Below are 19,467 nucleotides of genomic sequence, written 5' to 3' on the forward strand. Positions count from 1 at the left end.
CGCTCACCTTGACCGACCTCGTCTCGATCAATACCGGTCTGCCAGGGTCACTGGCCGTTGGAAGTCAGCGCATCTTCAAGCGCGGCACTTGACCGCCCGTGAAATAGATAGCTCGCCAAAAGCCCCGAACAGCGGCTGCGCTTCGTTACATCGAACAGCGCCAAGTTTCCGATAACCAAGAAGCTATCTTTCGCGCGCGACACAGCGACGTTGAGCATATTAGGCCCTTGATCGAAAAAAGTCCCACCTGTGTGCGACTCCCCATACGTCGGCGAGAAGATCACGATGGCGCGCTCAGCGCCTTGAAGGGCATGTACCGTACCGACTGTGAGTCGACTGCCCTTGCGCGTGAGGTCGGGAATTTCGCTACGAAGCGCACGCTCGATAACGCCCGCTTGCGATGCGAACGGCGTGATGATACCGACGAGTTTCCACAGCGGCGTAGGTGCACCGATCTCATCACGATAGTGCGCCTCGATCCGTGTGCGATTGGCCTTTAGCCATCCTACAATGGCCTTCGCTTCGTCGTAGTTCTGTCGACTTTTGCCGACCCGCTTGTCTCTAGCGGAAATCCCCAGGTAGCCGAAGGCCGGAAGCAGCCGTTTCTCCGGCTCGATCGATGGTCGCTTGGGCTGGAGGCGGTTCGAATAAATCAGCTTGTTGCAATAGTCAATTAACTCCGGCACACAGCGACGATGTTCCGTTAGCATCAGGCCGCGCATGTCGTCGAACTTCTGTACGGTGCAGCTTCGATTCGCAATGCGCATGACGTTGCCGCAAGCTGGTGTGTATCCTGCTTCCGCGATGTTGTTGTAACGGGGATCACGTGGCTCGGCAGTCAAGCCGAATTTGACCGCATTCGCGCGATCAGTCGCCTCTCCGTTATTCCAAACCGGCTCGATCTGATAGATGTCGCCGACGACGAGTGCGCGTTTCGCAAGCGCGAACATCGAGGCACCGATGTCGGGCGAAACCTGCCCCGCTTCGTCGACGATCAGCAAGTCGATCGCGTTCCAAAACGGGATATCCTCTCCTTGCCAAGCAGTGAAGAACGCCGGCGCCATATGGAAGTTGGAAACGAGGCAAGGTGAAAGCTTGGCGAATCTGCGATATTTTGCCTCGAGCGGAGCCCGGCTTTTTTTATCGACCTTACCCGTGCGCAATCGGTCCCGCATCTCGAGAATCCATCGCCCGGTCCAATACCAGTCGGCGAGCGGAAACATCCGCGCTCGCAGCATGACGTCGAGTTGATCGTTGAGAGCGTCCAACGACACGTCGAGCATGCTCTCGAATCCGCCCTTTAAGCTCCCTTGCCAGCTAAGGAATGCGCTGTTGATTTTCGACTGGGCCGCCTCGGCCACCCTGCGCCGTTCAAGCGCGGCTGACTTCCTTGTGTCGAGCGCAACGCGTCGGTCGTTCAGTGACGAGAGGATTGCTGCTTTTTTCTTCACGGCTGCCTGCTTGATCGCGGCAAAGTGCGACTCGATGCTGTCATCGCGATGCTTCCGCTCGGCTGTGATCGGATCGGCCATCAAGAACGAGCGATCGCGCGCCATCCGCCGCTGGCGAATCGGCGGCAGGAACGCCAGCAGGTCGAGCCACAGGGGCGAATGGGCGAGATAGTCGACCCAGCGACGTTCCGCAGCATCGATCGCGCGCCGCGTCTCCTCGTATGCATGTTCGGCCACCTCCGCATCTGCCCTGCATACGGAGAGGCCTTGCCCGACCGCATCGAGTTCCGCTTGCTCCGCATCGATCCGCTCTTGATACAACGCCAGCGCGTGCTTGCATGACTTCGCCGCGCCATCGGCGGTGACTTGGCCGGTCGAGTGAAACACCTCATACCTCGCTGCGACGATCGCGTTGAGCTTACGCTTCCAAAACTGCAAATCGCCTTGCAGTTTCTCAACGACCTCGGCAACCAACTCTTGCCGTTCCCTGAACGCCGCCGACGCCTTTTCGAGGAACAATTTCTCGGCTGCGTCGACCGCATCGGGCGTTTCATATTCGGAGAATGGATGGGTGCGACTTGTACAAGTCGGGTGATGGCTCTCGCGCGATTCCGACGCGAGAAACAGGCCGAAACCTCTGGCGTATGGATGCCACCGCTCATGACCCGTTTCCGCGCTGATTCGAGCAAAGCAATCGAGGACGTTTTCGACGGCCTTAACGTTCGTCGACGCGACGACGATGAGCGGACATTCTGCTGCTCGCAAGGCAGCATCGACCCACACCTGGGCAACGACACTTTGGAGCAGCGTGGTCTTGCCCGTACCTGGCGGCCCGTTCACCGCGAGGATTTTTCCCTCTCCGAGCTGTGAGAGCTCAACCATCGCCTCGCGCTGAGATGGCGACAGTGGATACTGCCGGTTCATATGACCGACGGTGTTCGCATGCCACTTTTGTGCGTCTTGCGTCGCTGTCGGCAACCGCGAAGGACGATCATCGATCGTGCGTAGGTTGTCGAGCAACGGAAGATTGGGGTTGCCGTCGATGATGTGATCGTAAAGTCTGATCAGGTGCTTGGCGACAATCGGAGGCTCGTAGGGAATCCCGTGCCAGGCCGATACGAGTTCGTATCCGTCCACTGAAAATTCGCGCGCCATGGACTCCTCGTCGTCGGCATCGCGAAGTAGCGGAAGGCGAGCATCCGTGACCGCTTCAAAGAGATTCGCGGCGATTTGCAGCGTTTCGCCGAGCGATGTCGGCCGCCCTGGCAAACCGCTCACAAATTCGTCGTAGCGCTCCAGCGAGCCGACGGACACGGCACGCAGCGTGGGTTCGAGCAAGTCGCGCGGTATCCATGGGTGGCGATCGGGATCGGGCCAAAGCCCACCGGACTTGTCGAGCAGACACGGAATGCAGAGGACCGATAGCCCTTTGTGAATGTCGCCTGCCTCCCACTTCACGCCGTGGCTTGCGGCTTCCGAAAGGCGTGCGGCAATCAGCACAAATGGAATGGTTTTCGCAGACTTGGTGTCGCTGTGCGCTTTGCTTGCAGCAAATTGAGCACGGACCCAGGAAGCGACATCCGGCTCGGCGCTTGTTATTTGCCATGCACTTTCGGACTCACCGATCAAAATCGGCTTGCTTTCCGGTGCGACTTCCGGGTGAAGGAGGCTGACCTCGGCCAATGCCGCTCGCCAATATCGCAGCGGCACTCTAGTCGCTTTCTTAGCTACACTCATGGATGCGCGTTGTCCTTCTTTCTAGTGTATCCCGGCTCGGGAGAAAACTTTTTTGGAGCTCGGTTATTTTTGCTGAATCGATACATGCACAGCCCAAAACCAACGCCGACGACCTTGCATTTGGACACCAGCGCTAGTTGTCACTCCAACATCCCTACAGGGTATCGCCTTCATGCCTGCCCAACGGGTCCCTAGACGACGAGTCGACCCAGTGGGGATTATTCGACGGCGGTGGCAATAACGCGTCCAAAGGGGAAGTACGGGCCACATCGATTCCCTACACCTTATCGGCACGATGGAGCGCTTTCTTCAGTCGTCGACTACGGCGCGTCTTGCGAAGGTTCACGTCGCGATCGCGTACGCAACGATTGAAAGGGATAGAGTTAGGCGCATCACGGATATGAGTGGAATACGCAGCCTGGCAAGCGAAAGTGCCCGCTTATGGCCAAGAATTGAACGAGCGTAACGTCTTCAAGATTACGCCGCACGCACTCCTCATCGAGAGGAGCTGTGACTCTAGCTATTTGGCCTACTGACACCCGGCTTCGCAAATTCAATGATCATGGGAGTCGACCGGTTGAATCCGCATCCCGTTGTGGACATCTGCGCTGGCAACGAAACCTCAGCAATGGATCGGTTTATGCCATTCGCATACACCGCACGAGCCAGCGCTTTGTGTCGGGAAGGACGAAGCCGTCACGAGCTTCGACGCATGTCAAATCGCGACCGCCGTCCGCTCCTTTTCCACTCCAGTTGACTATCAAGCCTTGGCGGAAAAGTATTATCTCTCCGACGAGCAGCTCCAAATCCTGACCATCTTTGGAAAGTTCGGTAAAGTCAGGCATGGCGAGATCTGTGGCAGGCTAGTTGGGATGGGTGGACATTCTAGCTTCGTCATCTGTAAATGTACGAGGACCGCTGCTACCTTGCAGATAAAGACGCAAATTTTCGACCAGGCCGTATCCGTTTGTCGTGGCCGAGATGGTGGTCGCTGCGGCTAGGTGACGGTATGGTCAATCGGTGAGCACCCGGTCGCCGTGCTGGTGCTTCAAAACTACTACGCTCGCCACCGACAAACGGAGCGGCCACACAAAGGCGCCATGAATACGCACGAGATTTCTCCTCCCTCTTCCGCCGCCAACCCAGCCTCGAGTCCCGCATCAAGCTCGCCCGCAGCGCCATCCGCCGAAGCAGTTGCGCCTCCCGGCGCTTCACCAATCCGGCTCGCCTGCGTCGAGGTCTGCAACTTCCGGCGCCTGGCAAAGACCCGTCTTGAGCTGGATGAGGCCACCACCATCCTGGTTGGTGCCAACAACAGTGGCAAGACTTCCCTTCTCACCGTCTTTCGCAACTTCCTGAGCGAGTCGCCCGGCTTTCGCGCTTTTGACCTCAGCCTCTCGCAGTGGGCGAAGTTGCGCGAGTTGAGTCAAATCTGGGAAGCGCTCGACGAGGATCCTACGACAGAATCCAAGGATGCCGAGAAATGGGAGGAGCAGTATCGCCAGCTCATGGCTTGCATGCCGTTCATCGATCTCTGGTTCGATGCCAAGGAAGGCGCGTACAACCATATTGCTCCCTTCATCACGTCGCTGAAGTGGTCGCGTGGCGCAGTTGGCGTGCGGGTTCGGCTCGAGCCCGTAGCGGACGCAAACGAACTTCGCAAGCTGGCCTGGCGCTATCGCGAAGCACGCTCTCCCGTGCGAAAGCTTCCGAAGGATGGCCACGCCTGGCCGACGGACCTACTTGACTACTGGCTCAGGTACTCCGCGGACCTGCGCCGCATCGCCGCTTACCGGCTGGACCCTGCGAAGGGGCCGCTGGCAGACAAGAAGCGCCGTGACCTGCAGGAACTTCCGCCTGGCTCGCAGCCGGTCGAACTGCAGTTCCTGCGCAAGCTCATTCGCGTGGATTTTGTGCCGGCTCAACGAGGGCTGGGCGCCGAAGAGGACGAGGCGCGGTCCGAATCGGCGAGCGCGCGCCCTGGCCTGTTCTCGAGCCAGCTTCTGAAGTTCGCCCGACAACACCTGAACGTCGCTCCATCGGGCCACGGTAATCGGGAGGACCTGGTGGCGGCCATCGCCAAGGCTCAGGCGGAACTTGACGATTCGATTTACAAGGCTCTCCAGCCTGCGATGGAGGATGTGGAAGTTCTGGGGTATCCGGGACTGCATGACCCCCAGCAGTTTCACTTCCGCACCCGCATCCAGACTGCAGACCTTCTTGCTCACAGCACGGCAGTCCAGTACCGCCTGGACAAGACTGCGGTCGACGAGTCCTTGCCAGAGCACTCTATTGGACTCGGCTATCAGAATCTGCAGTCGCTGAGCTTCATGCTCGTGTCGTTCCGCGCCGCGCGCCTCAATCCGCCGCAGGGCACCCCGGCAGCGGTTCCCTCGTCATGGTTGAGGAGCCTGAGGCCCATTTGCACGTTCAGGTTCAACGCAACTTCTCGTCGAACGCTCACGAACTCATTCGTCCAAAGGAACTGGTGCACAGCAACCTTCGCAGTCAACTGCTCATCAGCACACACTCAAGCCATCTGGCCCATGGGGACAGTTTCACGCATCTGCGATATGTGAAGCGGGTAGCAAGTACTGGCACGGGCGTCAAGCCCCGCACGGAGGTCGTCAATCTGGGCGACGCCTTTGGCGAAGACACCCAAACCCGGACGTTCGCCGAGCGCTATTTTCAGATCCAGCACACGGACCTCCTCTTCGCTGACGCAGCCATCTTCGTGGAGGGCACCGCGGAGCGAATGCTGGTGCCGCTTTTCATCGATCGGGACTTTCCGAAGCTTGCCAAGAAGTATGTGTCCTTCCTTGATATCGGGGGCAGCCATGCACACCGCCTCAGGCCGCTTGTAGAGCGGTTGGGGATTCCGACGGCTGTCATCACCGACCTGGACCCCGTAGTACCAACCAGGAACAAAAACGGGCGCATCGTGCGAGCTGCGGTGCACATCGCAGGCCAAGCAGAACTCGAGTGCGGGAACGACACGCTGACCTCGTGGCACCCGATGCTGTCGGACTTTCAGGCTTATGGGAAGCCGACGCCCGCTCAACTGGAATGGATCTCTGACTCGGGCGCCAAAGTCCGCTTTGCATGGCAGCTTCCCGTTGAGGCCGCAAGTGACCAATGGCCCAGTTCATTCGAGGACGCTCTCGTCCTTTCCAACATCGATTGGTTCAAGGCGTTGGACGAAGAGAAGGACGCCGTCAGCGGCAAGAAGAAAAACCACCGCGGCACCCTGGCGAAGGTGATAGGTCTCGTGCTCGACCACTCCGACCATACCGAGCTGCTTAAGGAGCTCCACGCGATGCTACGCGGGAACTTCGGCAAGGGTGACTTCGCGGCAACGCTGTTCGAACGACTGAACGCCGGCGAGGCCCTAGCTTGCCCCGCATACATCGCCGATGCACTAGCCTGGCTGAACGGTCAACTCGACATTACGGCCGGAGAGACACCTTGAGCGCCGCACCCCAGCCCCTTGGAAACGATCGCGACGCTCACGTCGTCGAAGACATCAGCGGCTACGTCACTGCAACCCCGCCTCGCAGCTTCTTCCTCTTTGCCGGCGCGGGATCGGGGAAGACACGCACTTTGGTCGAGGTCCTGCGCCGAATCACTGGAGTAGTCAAACATGAAGCAGGGGGCCGGTATGCAGAGCAGCTCCGGTCCCGTGGACAGTCGATTCGCGTCATAACCTACACCAAGAACGCGACCGCCGTCGTCAACGGTCGACTCGGCGACAACTACCTGACCGCAGTGTCGACCATCCACTCCTTCTGCTGGGAACTCATCACGGGCTTCAACGAAGATATCCGGGACGCTCTGCTTGCTCGCAACGCCAAGAAACTTGCGGCTGCCAAGGCCCATGCGATGACCAAGGTAAAGGGCGAGTCGGACAAGGACCGGGAAAAGTATGCCGAACTTGAGGCGGAGGCCGAAGAAATCCGGACGATCGACGTGTTCATCTATCACCCGGACCGAGACACCTACGGACAAGGTGCACTGTCACACGGAGAGGTCCTGGAAGTGGCAGCATGGCTCATTCGCGAACGCCCAACACTGCAGCGCATCCTGGAGGACCGACACCCCCTCATCCTCATCGATGAGTCCCAAGACACGATGAAAGGGGTGCTTGACGCGCTGTTCGAGCTTTCGAAGAATCGCCCGGGTCAGATCACGCTCGGGCTTCTGGGCGACCATCGGCAACGCATCTATCCGGACGGTCACGATGACCTCCCGTCGCATGTGCCCACGGACTGGGCCCGCCCCGCGTTGCAGATGAACCATCGCAGTCAGCAGCGCATCGTCGAGCTCATCAACAAGATTTGGGACGCGGACATCGAAGGCCGTACTCAACCCAAGACTGGCGTGCCCCAGCATTCGCGGATGGAAAAGACCGGTGGAACCGTTCGCATCTTTGTCGGTGATACCAAGACGGATACAGGAAGGCGCGCATGTCGGGAAAACAGAACAGGACTGGGTTGAAGGGAAATCGATAGAGGCGCTGCGCTGGTCGGCCCTCGTCGTTTCACAATATCGACGGTCAGGCCGTCCGCCGATGGTCTTAATGTCAGTCGCAGGAGCGCTAGCGATGAATCCTGCGCGGTGACGAGCGGCCTGACCATCACGAAAAGCGTTTCAGACGACTGCGCGGCCAGGTGCAGTCGTCTGAGCGATGACGCTTTCGCATACCCGGTCCAGAACACCACCGCGGCGCAACTGCCTGCGCGGAGAATCTGCTCAACCGACCACAACGCGTCTCCCGTCTTCGCCGCATCCACGCGAAACACCCGCTCGACAGGAAGGCCGATGTGGCGCAGCCCCAGTCCGTTGAGGGCATGGGGTGGCTGCACAAATGCGACCGGACGGATACCGGCCTTGCAGAGCCCTGGCTGCAGCAACTGCAACTCACCCGTACCGGCTTGCTGGACCAGCAGGTCGACCAGCGCCCCTACGGGCCATCCGCCGCCAGGCAGCTCCGCCGACAGCGCGGGATACCCCGTTTCCAGAAACCGCCCACGCCCGCGCGCGAGCTGGGACGCTCGCCACAGGGACGGGTGAATCTCCTCAGCGGGAACGGTAGCGGTGGACATGAGGAAGCAAAAAACCTGTATATTTATACAGTATCGTACACGCAATCTTGCGGTAGCGAACTGGCACTTTTAATCGGGGGCTGACTCATGGATGCACGCGTTCGGAAGGCCGACTATCCGATGCCCGAGCTGGCAGCCTTCATGGCCAAACTACGCTCAGCCTTCGGCGACGACGCGATTGACGACGCGGTGAGGCGTGGAAAAACGGCGAGCCTGTCTTTTTCGCATGCGAAAATGGCCATGCCGTAGGGACAGCAATGCCGGCGAGCGACAAGGTCTGGCAGGTCGATGACGCTGTTCGCGACCGACATTACTGCTCTGGTTGTAACGGCGAATGCGTCGGTCTGGGCGTCCGGTGCAGTGACTGGTTAAAGCGAGGCAACAGGGAGAAGGAACGGTGAGATTTTCTGGATGTGTTTTGTTGCTGCTCGGCTTCACGTCCTCTGCATTTGCAACTCAGGAGTACAAGGAAATCTGGAATCCGCCGGAAGCAAGGGGCGCTTCGCTTGAGCACCCGGCGACTGCGCACAGGTCCGCGAAGCATTCAGGTGGCGTACGACACATCGCGAAGGCGCGGGCTCACCGGGCGCCGGCGCCAAAGCTCGCAATGAAGCCGGGCAACACGCGGGACTTCTCCGACATCCCGCGCCAGATAACGCCCGAGGGAAATGTGCTTCGGGTTGATTCCCGCAATACGGCTGCTGAGGTCACGCGCTGATGGAGCCAGAGCGGTACAACGGCTACAAGGTCTGGGGACATGCCATCCTGCAGCAGGAAGACATTCTGATGCAGGAACGCTACGCCGCAAGCGGGACCATCTTTCAAAACGGCAAGCTTGTTGAGGCATCCGGCGTGCTGGGTCATTTCGATACACAGGGCGAGGCGCAGCAGGCCGGACTCGCCTGGGCGCGTGCATGGATAGATATTCACGGTTAGGCAAACAGTTATCAGGAAGATGATGTCCGGTGCGCATTCCTTGACCCGCCAACAGGCTGCATCCCTGCGCTGCTATCTTGCCGTCAGTGACCTTGCTGCCTATGCATTAGACGGGAAACAGTTGTCACCCGAATCACTTGTTGAGTCCGCGCGCATATGGCTTGCGCGCAATGCGTGTCACGCCAGCTGGTTCGAGAGACTCACAATTGCAATAGAAGCGCAGACTGTTGCCAAAACAGTGCTCGAAGCTAATGTGAAGAGTGGCGACGACATCCAGCCTGCTCGGCTCTTCACCGACGCGATGACGGTCAACTACGCAGACCCTCTCGTTGCGAAAGTCTGGCGTCGATGCAGCCGGTCGGAAGAAACGTGAGGGATGTCCACCTCTCTGGTGTCGGTACAAGAGTTTGCAAACCAAAGACGACCAGACTACTCCCAATCGTGGATTGCACAACCACTCAATGCAAAGTTTGGAAAATCGTTTCCAACGCCCTATCCTGAATCTTTAAGCAGCTATCAAATCGGCTGTCTCTCCGGGTACCCCTGCGGGTAACTCCTTTGGGCATTTTTCAATGCGCGGTGGACGCGCATCACCTTTGATATTGAGACGCACATGGAACCAGCGATGGCGCTTGCAATAATGTGTGCATTCTCAACAGAAAACGAAACAGATGCGCTTCGGGCCATGGTCAAGCTGGCACGGGTTCTTGCGGACCTTAACGGAAAGATTCCTGCTGAAGACTGGGAGTCGTTGGTCGAAGCCGGAGCGGCACTCTGGAATGCTGCGATGGGTGATTACACTGCCGAACAACTGACTGTGGACGCCTTGCGACGTGCGCGGCGTGGATAGCTTTTCAACGCCCGGGCCAGGCACGAAGAGCGGGCAAGGTCTGCGTAGACACAGCGTAACGTGACTGCAAGCCGTCAATTGACGAGTCAGGACGAATCGCCTGTCTCTCCAGTTACAGCTTTGAAAGCTACGAATCGACTGTTTATGGTACCGCCGAGGATGAACTGTATCTCTGGCTAACCTTGGACAGACGACCGCGTTAGCGTTCGCAACCCGTAGAGAAGTACATCCGAACCAGTCAAACTTTTGACTCACACCCGTCGTAGTACACCAAAGCCCGCTCATCATACGTTTCGTTCGCAGTGCTATCTGCGTGGCTGGCGTATTCCGAATGGAACTGCCTTGACTTCCTTGATGGACCAGCTATGACGTAGCTTTAGCATCGGTGACACTCCATGCCATCCGGCATACCGGCATCGGGCCGCACACGAGGAGCATCGCGTGCGGTTCAATACATACGTATGTCTACGGACAGGCAGGAATACTCGCCCGTCGTTCAGCGCAGTGTTAATGAAGAGTACGCAAAGAAGCATGGCCTCAACATTGTGGGCGTGTATGAAGACTCAGGCATAAGCGGACTTACGTTGCGCGAGAGGCCGGCGCTCATGCGCCTCCTGCTTGACGTGCAGAAACCGAAACGGCGGTTCGACGTAGTCCTGGTCTACGACGTGAGCAGATGGGGCAGATTCCAGGACGTCGACGAGAGCGCCTATCACGAATATCTGTGCCGGCGTGCCGGCGTAGACGTCCGATACTGTGCAGAAAACTTCGAAAACGATGGCAGCCCGGCATCGTGTATTTTCAAGACTGTAAAAAGGGCAATGGCCGGCGAGTTTAGCCGTGAACTGTCAAAGAAGGTTTTCCTCGCGCAATGCCTCGGCGCCAGTCGCGGGTTTCACGTGGGAGGTCGACCTGGTTACGGACTCCGACGTCAACTGGTAGACGCCGAGCGACGCGTCAAGTGTGTACTTGAGCGCAACGAATATAAGAGCGTTCAGGCGTACCGAACGGTGATGGCACCTGGTCCGGCTAATGAAGTCGCCCTGGTGCGGAAACTCTTCGAGTGGTTTGGTAGGGACAAACTGTCTGCCGAGCATATCGCCCAACGTCTGAACAGCTTCGGGATTTGCAACGACTCCGGCAGACCCTGGCAAGCCCAGAGCATCCTGCGAATACTTCGAAGCGAACGTTACATCGGCACGAACATCTACAACCAGACCTCGTCAAAACTCGACGGCAGGTGGATGCGGGTACCGTCTTGCGAATGGGTGCGTTTGCCTGGCGCCTTTGAAGCGATAGTCGACAGGAAGGTTTTCGATGCCGTCCAGTGTCGCATGGCTGCCCGTCGATATCAGTCGAGCGCCGAAGAGGTCGCGCTGGGTCTGAAGAAGCTGCTCGCACGAACCGGAATTCTGAGTCAGAAGACAATCAGGAAGGATGCACGCGCGCCGTCGATTGAAGAGGTAATGAGGCATTTTGGAGGGCTCATCGACGCCTACAAGGCAATTGGATACGAATCGCGATGGAGCTTCGAACACTTTTATCGCAAGCGGGTCGCTCTCGACCTGGAGCGTCGCTGCATGGAAATCATATTGGCGGAGTTGCGCAGTGCAGGCCACAGCGCAGAGTATGAGCCGCACACTTCGACGATGTGCGTTAATGGAGAGTTACGCGTGCAGATAGTGACCAGAACCACGCGCTTCACCCCAACCAGGAGCCCTTTCTGGACCGCACGCTGGCCCGATTGCTTTCCTGTTGACGTACTGGTGTTTGGTCGCACCGACGCGGAGGCTACTGAATATCTCGATTTTCACGTCTTTCCCCGTGGGGTTCTGAAACCCGGTGAGGAGGTCATCCTGTTCAAGGATGACAGCTCGCGCTTTGGTGCGTTTCGCCATCCTGACCTGAAGGTACTGTTGGGCATGGTTGCTCGCCGACCGCTGGAGGTTATCAATGAGAAGCAGCTCAGTCATCAACGTGGCACTGGACAGCGTAAGAATCCTGAATCCCCGCGTTCGCGCAAAGCGACAGCATCAGGGCATCATTGACAGCATCGCCGCCGTAGGGCTGAAGAGACCCATCACCGTAAGCGTAAGCGCTCTCGGTAACCCCGGACAGCCATACGACCTGGTCTGCGGCCAGGGACGCATGGCAGCGGTTCACGCGCTGGGTCATACGGAAGTGCCTGCTCTTGTCATCGACGAGGACGAAGACGAATGCCTTGTGCGGGGTCTTGTCGAGAACGTTGCCCGACGGAACCATACCCCACAGGAGCTACTACGTGACATCGAATCCCTGAAGAAGTCAGGTCTCACGGACGATGAGGTCGCAGACAGGACAGGGCTCTCTGTCTCTTATGTGCGGGATGTACTGACGTTGCTGGAGCATGGTGAGGACCGGCTTCTTGAAGCTGTTGAACGCGGGTCCTTGCCTATCGGTATCGCGATGGAAATCGCCCGATGTGACGAACCGGATATGCAGAAGGCGTTGGCCAGTGCCTATGCTGGCGGAACATTGAAAGGCAAGCAGCTTAAGGTGGTTCGCCAGCTCATCGCACGGAGGGCTTCGGCCGGGCGCGCATTGCAGGCGTCGGGGACGCATGGTAACCCCAGAACCAAGCGACTGTCCCCCGAGCAACTCCAGAAGCTATACGTTCAGGAGACGGCTCGCCAGAAGATTCTGGTAAAGCGGGCGGAGCTGACGCACTCACGACTGACCGTTCTGATTGAGATGCTTCGTGTCTTGCGTGCTGACGCCGAGTTCGTCGCGCTCCTGAAGCAGGAGGGCTTCACTACTGTACCGGAAGCGGTCGAACAGCGGATTCGCAGGGAGATATCGTGAACGATGTCATCGTGTTGACGAAGAGCGCACTCAAGGTTGCCTTCGAACCTGAAACCATCGTTCTTGCTCTGGACGTTCTGAAGACGGGCCGGCCACTCGTTCCGACGGTATTTACCTCTAAAAAGTTCCTGCAGGTAGTCGCCTCGATTGCGGCCATCGGCCTGGTTGAGCCCGTAGTAGTTATCAGGGACGAGGATGGAAGGTTTCGAGTGCTTGATGGACGTATGCGAGTGGAAGCCCTACGACGTCTCCAGAAAAGCGAAGTGCTTTGTCTGGTTGCGACCGACGACGAAACGTACACGTATAACAAGCACATCAACAGACTCACCACAGCCCAGGACTCCCGGATGATTGCGAGGGCTATCGAACATGGCGTGCCCAGAGAGCGCATTGCGGCGGTGTTGGGAATCGACACGGAAACGGTCCGTCGCAGGTCAACCCTGATGAACGGCATATGCCCTGAAGCATACGAATTACTCGCACCGAAGGTTTGCCCTGGGACCACGTTCGCAGCACTCAGGCGCATGACGGCCATGCGACAACTCGAAGCTGCAGAACTGATGTGCGGTCAGAACAACTTCGGTTCGACGTTCGCGAGAGCAATCCTTGCCGCATCGACTCCTGAGCAACTGGTCACAAAGCGCCGTTCGGCTCAACATACTCACAATGAGTTGGCGGCGCAGCTTGCCCGGATGGAAAGGGAACTGGGAAAGCTGCAGATTCGGGTCGGAGGAACGGAGGAGATGTACGGCATCGAGCATCTTCATCTCGCTGTTACGTCCAGTTATATCGCGAACCTCATGCGCAACGTGTCAATAGCGACGTGGCTACGACTACGCTTTCCGGAATATTTTGCCCAGATGGAGCGAAGCGCGAAACAGATGGAGTCGGCAAAAGAGCCTCGCCGGACCATGAAACTGCCATATGAACGCAAGTCAAAATCGTTACCCGCGATGCTTCCGCCTGGTTGAATTCAAGACGATGCAACGTTTGCGATTGAAACATACAGGGAGCAGTAATGTCGCGCTCGACCAATTCCTCTACTTCCCTCGCGGGCACGGTACAAAACAACGTTAGGAGACTTAACATGGACCTGCTCTACATCGGCGCAATCCTTGCCTTCGGCGGGATATCGTTGGCGATGTTGATGGGCCGGGACAAACTGCGCCGCACCTCCCGGGATCGTGGAACACACTAGTTGTGACGCTCGCCAGTACTCCGGATCGATCACGTCAATCATTGAATGACGGCGCTTACCGCACTGAGTCGGTCGTCGTCCGGTTCAATGCGGCCATAAGCGCTCGTTTGCGGCTGCATCGCGAACGTCTCTTGATGAGAGCGGACAGGCACCCAGACTGTGCCCGATACTGATACAGCTTGGATCATCCACTATCACTCGCGACCAGGAACGGTAGCTGGCTGGCTATGTGATTCAAAGGTGACGCGCACAAGCGCTGGCCCCCGGCCAGTTCGTCGAGCCGGTCATGACGGACGTCCAGCCATGCGCTGCGACCTCAACCGTGCCGTGCTATTGGGAACCAGTACTTTCGCTCGACTTGTCGGTCGTCGCGGACTGCGCATCACCGGCGGAACGGCTGGCCTGTTGCGTGTCAGCCGGTTGTAGGGCGACACGCAACTGATCAAGCGTAAAGGGCTTGCGCAGCGCCGACCATTCGAACCCGAAGCTCTCGTGGTCCGCGACAGCGTTTCCCGAAGCGAAAATGATCCGAAGTTCCGGACGGATGGCAAACGCGCGTCGCGCCAGCTCGGTGCCTGACATATCTGGCATGACGACGTCCGTGAGCAGGACGTCAAAGTCGTTTCCGTGAAGCGCGTTCAGCGCCTGGGATGCGCTTGCCGCGCGCTGCGGACGCATCCCGATCAGCGCCAGCAGTTCGCAGGTTGCCTCGAGCGATGCGGCGTCGTCTTCCACGACCAGGACGCGCATGCCGTCCCCGTTTCCATCTGCCTCAGGCCCGCTGCCCGCGCGGTTGCCGGCCGTTCCCGCTTCGCCCGCCTTTTTATCGCCGGTGCCGAGCACCTGCCGCACTTTGGCGGCGAGTTGCTGACGGGTGTATGGCTTGCTCAGCAGCTCCACACCCGGGTCCAGCCGGCCGCCGTGCACAATGGCGTTCTGTGTGTACCCGGAAGTAAAAAGAACCTTCAGCCCGGGCAACATCGCAACTGCCCTCCGAGCCATTTCGGGACTGCGCAAGACGCCGGGCATCACCACGTCCGTGAACAGCAGATCGATGTGCACGCCGCTCGCCGCCACGGTCAGCGCCTGCTCGGCGTCGTTGGCCTTGAGCACCGCATAGCCGAGGCCTGAGAGCAGTTCCACGACCGTCGACTGAACCTTCAGGTCGTCCTCCACAACGAGAATTGTCTCGTTGCCGTGCCTCAGACCGGCGGGCGTGGCCGCTTTGGTCTCAACTGCCGCGCCAGTCGAACGCGGCAGATAGATCCTGACGGTCGTTCCTTCGCCGATCTCGCTGTAGAGCCGGATGTGGCCGCCGCTCTGCTTGACGAAGCCGTACGCCATGCTCAGGCCCAGCCCTGTACCTCGACCCTCGGGCTTTGTGCTGAAAAATGGATCAAAAGCGCGGGCCATTACCTCCTGGCTCATGCCGGTTCCGGTGTCCGTGACGGCCAGCATCACATACTGGCCGGCGGCGACGTCGGGAACCGAGGACACGTACTCGTCGTCGAGCGTCGCATTCGATAGCTCAAGGGTGAGCTTGCCGCCATCGGGCATCGCATCGCGGGCATTGATCGCGAGGTTGAGGATCACGTTTTCAAACTGATTCGGGTCGACGATGGTATTCCACAGCCCCCCCGCCACGACGGACTCGATGTCAATTGACTCACCCAGCGCCCGTCGCAGGAGGTCGTCGAGCGACCGGAGCCGACGCGCAGGATTGACAACTACCGGGGCGAGAGGTTGCTGTCGACCGAAGGCAAGCAGCTGCGATGCGAGCTTCGCGCCGCGGTCCACTGCGTCGATCGCGTTACCAAGCCGCTCGGCGCTCCATTGATCGCGGCCATGCCTGCTTTCGAGCAGCTCCAGGTTGCCCCGCAGCACCTGCAGAACGTTGTTGAAGTCGTGTGCCACGCCGCCCGTGAGTTTGCCCAGCGCTTCCATCTTCTGCGCCTGGAACAGTTCGCTCCGCGTTTGCTCAAGTAGCTGGGCTGCCCGCCGTCGCTCGGTAATGTCCCGCGTGACCTTTGCAAATCCCACCACCTGTCCATCCTCATAGATGGCGTCGATAATGACGTGCGCGAAAAATCGGCTACCGTCGCGCCGTACGCGCCAGCCTTCGGCCTCAAAACGTCCCTCCCGTCTGGCCGTCTCCAGTCCCCGGAAGGGGACACCCGCTGCCACATCCTCGGGTGTGTAAAACCGGGAAAAGTGGGAACCAACTATCTCGCCCTCGGTGTACCCCTTAATCCGCCGTGCGCCCGAATTCCAGCTGGTGATGTGCCCATCGGGCGAGAGCATGAAGATGGCATAGTCGGTGACGCCCTGAACCAGCAGGCGGAAGCTCCGTTCGCTTCTGACTACCGCGTCGTGGGCGGCCCTTTTGTCACTGACGTCGGAGATCACCTTGCCGAACCCGATAAGCTGCCCCCGGCTGTCGCGCAGTGCCGTGATGACGACGTTTGCCCAGAACGGCGTCCCGTCCTTGCGCAGGCGCCAGCCCTCGATGGCACATCGTCCGGCCTCGGCCGCGGCCTGTAGCGCCGCCTCGGGGGCACCAGCAGCGCGGTCCGCCTCGGAAAAGAAGACGGAATATGGCCTTCCGATAATCTCGTGAGGCCGATAGCCCTGGATGCGTTCGCCGCCGGGGTTCCAGGTCAGGACAATGCCCTCGGGCGAGACGGCGAAGATCGAGTAGTCCTGGGTGGCTTCAGCCCAGAGCTTGAGCCAGATAGAGCTGAATGCCGCCGGTTGTGAGTCAATGTCGTCCATTTGTCTGGATTGTGTAAACGTTAGGGCCGGCGCCGGTAAAGAAGAGACTACCGACACGCAATAAATGGACCCGCCGCGGACTTACTCATCACGTACACTTTCACCGACTGTATGTGTCATCGTTATCAAAGGTGATCATGACATGCCGTCTACGCTTTGGAGGCGCCTACATGCGACTTGCTGACTTTATCTCGCAAGGCATGGAGCCGATTCTGGCGCAATGGGAGGCGTTCGCCGCTAGCCTTCTGCCAGCGGCGGCGAACATTGAATCGCCGGGGTCGCGCGACCAGGCGGAGCAGATCCGCACACCGTGGCAAAGGACTTGCGGAACTGGCAAACCAGGGAAGCCCAGCGCGAAAAATCAATGGGCCGAGCGCCCACGCTGATCGATGCGACCGAAACAGCCGCGCACACGCATGCCCTTCTGAGGGCACGTGCCGGCTTCAGCATCAACCAGCTCGCTGGCGAATATCGCGCGCTGCGCGCAAGCGTGCATCGCTTGTGGATGGACGATTGTGCGCCCGAAGCGCCTGATCTGGACGACATGATCCGCTTCAACGAAGCGATCGACCAGGCGCTTACCGAATCGGTCGCCTTTTTCAGTGCGCAGGCCGAGCAGAACCGTAACCTTCTGCCTGGCACGCTCGGGCACGACATGCGCAGCCCACTCCAGGCGATTCAGGTGACGGTATCGTATCTGGCAGCCCTTAATGCCGGGGAGAGGGTGTCAGGCGCCGCCACCCGCCTGACACGGAGTGGCGCCCGGATGCAGGCGTTCCTTGATGACCTGACCGATTTCAACCGGACCAACCTGGGCCTGGGCAACAACGTAATACCCACGAGTCTCAATCTGGCGGATGTGCTTGCTGACGAACTGGACGAGTTGCGTGCGATTCATCCTGAGAGGCGGATTGAAATACACATGGGTGGCGATTCACAGGGAGTCTGGGACGGCCAGCGCCTGCAGCAATTGCTTGGAAATCTCGTTCTCAATGCCATCAAATACGGGGCAAAGGACACGCCCGTGCGCGTGGCTGTGACGGGCGATGTAACGCATGTCCGTATCGATGTCAGAAACTGCGGACCTGCCATCGAACGTGCAACGCTGGCGCGCGTCTTCGATCCGCTGACACGGGGGCCGGACCATCAAAGCGAAGGTGACGGGGCGGGAAGCCTCGGACTGGGTCTGTATATCGCCAGCGAAATCGTCAAGGCTCATCACGGTGCCATTGAAGCGCGGTAGGACGAAACGGAGACTTCGTTTTCAGTGTCACTCCCCGTGCGGATGGACCGCAGCAAGAGCTTGACAGTTCGTCGCGGTGTGGAGGAGCAAGCCACTCGATGTCGCTGTCGCCGGCACCTGCCGCGCAGAAAGCGGTCATCCATCGACGGAGTCCAAATGGTGTCTTTGGGTTGCATGCTGTCGATCCCCGGCCCGTAAGTTTCAGGCAACGTGTGCTGACTGCATCGGACCAGCTTCGGCCATTTTGAGACGCTCGCAAGCGAAAAATATCGGATATCGGAACGACCGCTTTCCACGCGGATCTCGTCGCTCAGCCGGGTACGCATGCCGACGGCATGCATTCGGTTTTTCCAGAGTGCCCGGATGTTCGTTCGAGCAATCGGACTATTCACGCAATGAGAAGCCTAACCCGAGGGTTAGCGATGGCCCCGCACGTAGGATTCGATTGCCGTCACCGCCGCGCGGACGTGCGATTGCTTGCGCAGGTCTCGGTGATAGACAAGATAGAACGGTTGAATGGGTCCCGCGACATCGGTTTCGACGCGAATCAGGTCGATGTTGCGCGGATCGTTGTCGAGGAATGCGGCAAGGCCGATCCCTTGGCGAACCGCCTCTACGATTGCGTCCATCGAGCTTGAACGGAAGGCGAATCGCGTCGCCCCAAGCGAACGCGTCCATTGCTCATGCGGCAGACCCTTCCAGCGTTCGTCGAGTCCGACAAACGTATGCGCTGCGGCCTCGCCCTTACCAAGCCGCCGTGTGGGCAGGTGGCGCCGGACATAATCGGCGGACGCGAACAAGGCGAACCGAAAACTGGCCAGATGCTTTTCCACGAGCACATTCGACGTGGAGCGTGTGAGACGAACGGCGATGTCGGCCTCACGCGCGGCCACATCCGCCATCCGGTTCTCTCCTACCAGTTCAAGATCGACAAACGGGTACGCCTCGCGGAACGCCAGCAGCGAGCGGGCGAGCGTCAGGGCCATTCCATCCGGCACGCTAACCCGCAGCGTGCCTGCCAGCACGGTTTGATCGCGGCGCAGGGCATCGAGACCGTGCGCCAGCCCTTCAGCCAGCCGCACCATTCGCAGCGCCTCCGGCTTCAACTCAGTGCCCGACTGGCTGCGGTACACCAACTGGCATCCCATCGCAGCTTCCAGCGCATCCAGCCGGCGCGCGGTCGTGGATGTCGACAGGCCTAGCGCCTTGCCTGCGGCAAGCAAGCTCCCGGCTCGATGCACGGCCAAAAGAATACGCAGATCGTCCCAGGAGAGTGTTTCCATATATGGAAATTAGATTACCTCAATATTCCGTATACAGGAACATACGGGATGCGC

General features: G+C 59.1%; 11 protein-coding genes and 4 pseudogenes. 11 read left to right on the top strand and 4 right to left on the bottom strand.

The annotated features are described in order from the left end of the window. Positions 1-47 precede the first annotated feature (47 nt). On the bottom strand, positions 48-3,134 hold the full coding sequence (locus P3T24_RS08000; protein ID WP_429433599.1) for a DEAD/DEAH box helicase: 3,087 nt from the start codon (positions 3,132-3,134) through the stop codon (positions 48-50). Between the two features lie 1,154 nt (positions 3,135-4,288). Here P3T24_RS08000 and P3T24_RS08005 point away from each other — a divergent pair. The 4 genes and pseudogenes from P3T24_RS08005 to P3T24_RS08020 form a co-directional block, all read left to right on the top strand. Further along, a pseudogene (locus tag P3T24_RS08005) lies at positions 4,289-4,633 on the top strand (AAA family ATPase); the annotation flags it as partial. 953 nt (positions 4,634-5,586) lie between these two features. Then, positions 5,587-5,673: pseudogene (locus P3T24_RS08010) on the top strand (hypothetical protein); the annotation flags it as partial. A 90-nt stretch (positions 5,674-5,763) separates the two neighbouring features. Next, the gene (locus P3T24_RS08015) at positions 5,764-6,657 is read left to right on the top strand and encodes an ATP-dependent endonuclease (RefSeq protein WP_429434281.1); all 894 of its coding nucleotides are present in this window, start codon (positions 5,764-5,766) and stop codon (positions 6,655-6,657) included. Next, positions 6,654-7,400, top strand: a pseudogene (locus tag P3T24_RS08020) (UvrD-helicase domain-containing protein); the annotation flags it as partial. The gene P3T24_RS08015 and the pseudogene P3T24_RS08020, both read left to right, overlap by 4 nt. Before the next feature lie 149 nt (positions 7,401-7,549). On the opposite strand, the gene imuA reads toward P3T24_RS08020, so the two are convergent. Further along, positions 7,550-8,290 (bottom strand): translesion DNA synthesis-associated protein ImuA, encoded by a 741-nt coding sequence (gene imuA / locus P3T24_RS08025; protein WP_429433601.1) that lies wholly within the window; start codon positions 8,288-8,290, stop codon positions 7,550-7,552. Positions 8,291-9,007: 717 nt separating this feature from the next. Here imuA and P3T24_RS08030 point away from each other — a divergent pair. From P3T24_RS08030 to P3T24_RS08055, 6 genes are all read left to right on the top strand, one after another. Next, positions 9,008-9,226 (top strand): hypothetical protein, encoded by a 219-nt coding sequence (locus tag P3T24_RS08030; RefSeq protein WP_429433603.1) that lies wholly within the window; start codon positions 9,008-9,010, stop codon positions 9,224-9,226. Between the two features lie 40 nt (positions 9,227-9,266). Next, complete coding sequence (locus tag P3T24_RS08035; protein ID WP_429433605.1) at positions 9,267-9,599, top strand: hypothetical protein; 333 nt, start codon at positions 9,267-9,269, stop codon at positions 9,597-9,599. 240 nt (positions 9,600-9,839) lie between these two features. Continuing rightward, on the top strand, positions 9,840-10,076 hold the full coding sequence (locus P3T24_RS08040; RefSeq protein WP_429433607.1) for a hypothetical protein: 237 nt from the start codon (positions 9,840-9,842) through the stop codon (positions 10,074-10,076). 395 nt (positions 10,077-10,471) lie between these two features. Beyond that, entirely contained in the window at positions 10,472-12,124 is a 1,653-nt protein-coding gene (locus P3T24_RS08045; protein ID WP_429433610.1) for a recombinase family protein, read from the top strand. Then, complete coding sequence (locus P3T24_RS08050; protein WP_429433613.1) at positions 12,030-12,917, top strand: ParB/RepB/Spo0J family partition protein; 888 nt, start codon at positions 12,030-12,032, stop codon at positions 12,915-12,917. Before P3T24_RS08045 ends, P3T24_RS08050 begins: the two co-directional genes overlap by 95 nt. Next, entirely contained in the window at positions 12,914-13,888 is a 975-nt protein-coding gene (locus tag P3T24_RS08055) for a plasmid partitioning protein RepB C-terminal domain-containing protein (protein ID WP_429433615.1), read from the top strand. Before P3T24_RS08050 ends, P3T24_RS08055 begins: the two co-directional genes overlap by 4 nt. Positions 13,889-14,445: 557 nt before the next feature. Here P3T24_RS08055 and P3T24_RS08060 read toward each other — a convergent pair. Further along, a complete protein-coding gene (locus P3T24_RS08060; RefSeq protein ID WP_429433617.1) occupies positions 14,446-16,887 on the bottom strand; it encodes a PAS domain S-box protein in 2,442 nt (813 codons plus the stop codon). Positions 16,888-17,057: 170 nt separating this feature from the next. On the opposite strand from P3T24_RS08060, the pseudogene P3T24_RS08065 reads away from it, so the two are divergent. After that, positions 17,058-18,130 (top strand): annotated as a pseudogene (locus P3T24_RS08065) (sensor histidine kinase). 416 nt (positions 18,131-18,546) lie between these two features. On the opposite strand, the gene P3T24_RS08070 reads toward P3T24_RS08065, so the two are convergent. After that, on the bottom strand, positions 18,547-19,413 hold the full coding sequence (locus P3T24_RS08070; RefSeq protein ID WP_429433620.1) for a LysR family transcriptional regulator: 867 nt from the start codon (positions 19,411-19,413) through the stop codon (positions 18,547-18,549). Between the last annotated feature and the right edge of the window lie 54 nt (positions 19,414-19,467).

Source organism: Paraburkholderia sp. GAS33, from assembly GCF_050436645.1.
Classification (GTDB): Bacteria; Pseudomonadota; Gammaproteobacteria; order Burkholderiales; family Burkholderiaceae; genus Paraburkholderia; species Paraburkholderia phenazinium_B.